Origin of the sequence: Allobosea sp. (assembly GCF_017308075.1) — a bacterium.
GTDB lineage: Bacteria > Pseudomonadota > Alphaproteobacteria > Rhizobiales > Beijerinckiaceae > Allobosea.
The window spans coordinates 1-2,509 of sequence record NZ_JAFKFX010000007.1 but is presented as its reverse complement, the minus strand read 5'-3'; the positions used below and the strand labels follow the sequence as shown (position 1 = coordinate 2,509).

Here is a 2,509-nt window from a genome sequence, read left to right as displayed (position 1 = left end):
TCGGCCGTCGAGAAGCCGGCATATTGCCGGATCGTCCAGGGCTGGTTGACATACATGGTCGGGTAGGGCCCGCGCAGATAGGGCGCGATCCCCGGCAGGCTGTCGACGAAGGCGAGCCCGGCGCGATCTTCAGCCGAATAGACCGGCTTCACCGCAATCCCCTCAGGCGTCGCCCAAACCTCGCCGGAGACAGGCACAGCGCCCGCCGAAGAAGCGCTCGCGCCCGCCGCGCCGGCGATCTCCGAAAAGCCAAGCTTCGTAAAATCCGGGATCAAGCTCATCGGTCTCTCCCGTCAGGACGCCGCAATGGCGTGGGCGCTGCGCAGCGCTTCGATCACATCGCAGCCAGCGAAGATGAAGGCGCTCACCCCGGCCTGGTTCAAGGCGCTTTCGAGATCGCCCGGCCGGCCCGCGAGCCAGACGCTCGCGCCTTTGGCCTGCAACGCCTGCGCGACCGCGACAGCCTCGCCGGCATAGCCGGCATCGGAGCCGCAGAGGCAAGCGAGCCTCGCGCCCGAGGCCTCGAAGGCGGTGACGAGTGCTGCAAGATCGGTCGCGCCGCCGCTGGCGAAGCCGTCTCCAGAGGGCGCTGCGAGACCACCGGCCTCGAACAGATTGCGGGCGAAGCCGGCCCGCGCCGTGAAATCGGCGATCGCGCCCAGCGTCGCAAGGAAAACGGTCGGACGCTTGCCGCGTCGTGCCGTAGCTGCATCGGCTTGATCGCGCAGCGCTTCGAACGCCGCCGCCAGCCGCACCGACGGCAGGGCCTCAGCCGTAAGTCCTGTCTCGGCAGCGACCGCCTCAGAGCCATCCAGCACCGGCGGGACGGCGAGCACGCTGACGCTCGTCTCGCCGAGATTGGGGAACTCGCTCGTCCCGGTGATCGGCTCGCGGCGGGTCGCGATCGCCTTGGCCCGCAGCCCGCGCTGGCGGGCCAATCCCTGCTGGACATGACCATTGGCGAGCGCTGCGACCATGCCGGGCAGACCGTCGGCGGCTTCGCGCTCGAGATCCTGCAGCTTGCTCCAGCCCTGTTCGCAGAGCGCCTGGGTCAGCGCTTCGAAGCCGCCGGCGCCGGCCGCCGGATCGGCGACACGCCAGAGATTGGCCTCTTCCAGCAGGATCAATTGCGTATTCCGCGCCACGCGCCGGGCGAAGGCGTTGGCTAAGCCGAGCGCCGCGGTGAAGGGCAGCACGGTAAGCGAATCCGCACCGCCGATACCGGCCGAGAAGCTGGCGATCGTGGCGCGCAGCTGATTCACCCAGGGATCGCGCCTCGTCAGCGAGCGCCAGGCGGTCTCGGCATGCAGCGCCATCGGCTTCGCTGCGAGGCCGCAGGCCTGCTGCACCCGCTCCCAGAGCAGCCGCGCCGCCCGGAATTTGGCGATGCTCATGAACTCGTCGGTATCGGCGACGAGCGTGAAGGAGATCGCGTCGCGCGCTAGGTCGAGCGCCATGCCGCCGGCCTCCAGCGCCCTGAGATAGGCGAGCGCCGTCGCCATCGCCGCGCCGAGCTCCTGCGCCTCGCTCGCCCCCGCCTCGTGATAGGGCCTGGTATCGACCGTCAGGAATGGGCCGGAAAAGCCCCGCCCCCTGAGTTCGCCGATCAGCGCAGCGAGGCGCCGGCCGAGCTCAGGCCACGTCGCTGGAAGCGCGCCATGGCTGGCGAATACGCCGATCGGATCGAGGCCGAAATCCACCTCCGCCTTGGCGGGGTCGATATCGCGGCGCGCGATCAGCTCCGCGACCAAACGGGCGTTGCGCTCCCCGGCCGGCGCCGGATCGAGCCGCAGGCGGATCAGATCGAGCATCACCCCGTCGAGCGCCGTGTCGAGAGCCGCGACATCCTCGGCGACCAGACCGTAGCCGCGGGCAGCGCGCGCACCGGCGAAGCTGAGGACCAGTGTCTCTGCGCCGCCTTCGAGGTCGGCGAGCGCAAGATCGCGAGCGGCAGCCGGCGAAGGATGGTCGAGCCTGGCAGCGACCTGCCAGCGGCCGGCAACGGCGCGCATCGGCCGCAGCCCGGCGGGCGCGGCAGGGTAGAGCGGCGCGATCCGGATGCCGTCCGCGCTCTGGGAGACGAGGCGCTTTTCGAAATCGGCGCCCTTCAGCACCTTGTCGACGGCGCTGCGCCATTGCGCCTGATCGGGCAGCGGAAAGGCGGCGGCGACCGTTTCGGGAAGCATGGTGTCCTCCGTGGCGTCTCTCACGCGAATTCGATGATGACGGCGTCGACGGCGAGTGAGTCGCCTTCCCTGGCGAGGATTTTTGCGATGGTGACGTCCTTTTCGGCGCGCAGGACGTTTTCCATCTTCATCGCCTCAACCATGGCGAGCGGCTCGCCGGCCTTGACCTCCTGGCCGAGGCTGACGAAGAGCGCCTTGACCAGTCCGGGCATCGGGCAGAGCAGGAATTTTCCGGTGTCGGGCGCGGCCTTTTCCGGCATCAGCGCCGCAAGCTGCGCCTCGCGGGCCGTGTAGACATGGGCATTGGCATAGGCGCCGGCATG

Annotated in this window: 3 protein-coding genes; all 3 read right to left on the bottom strand. The window is 69.5% G+C overall.

Translation table 11 applies throughout. From position 1 onward, the window contains the following. On the bottom strand, positions 1-281 hold a 281-nt coding region (locus tag J0J10_RS00305), incomplete at its 3' end, for a methylmalonyl-CoA mutase family protein (RefSeq protein WP_291644332.1). Positions 282-293: 12 nt separating this feature from the next. Next, positions 294-2,186, bottom strand: coding sequence for a methylmalonyl-CoA mutase subunit beta (locus J0J10_RS00300; protein WP_291644330.1), 1,893 nt, complete (start codon positions 2,184-2,186; stop codon positions 294-296). Positions 2,187-2,206: 20 nt separating this feature from the next. After that, a partial coding sequence (locus J0J10_RS00295) for an acyl-CoA carboxylase biotin carboxyl carrier protein subunit (protein ID WP_291644327.1) occupies positions 2,207-2,509 on the bottom strand: 303 nt, incomplete at its 5' end.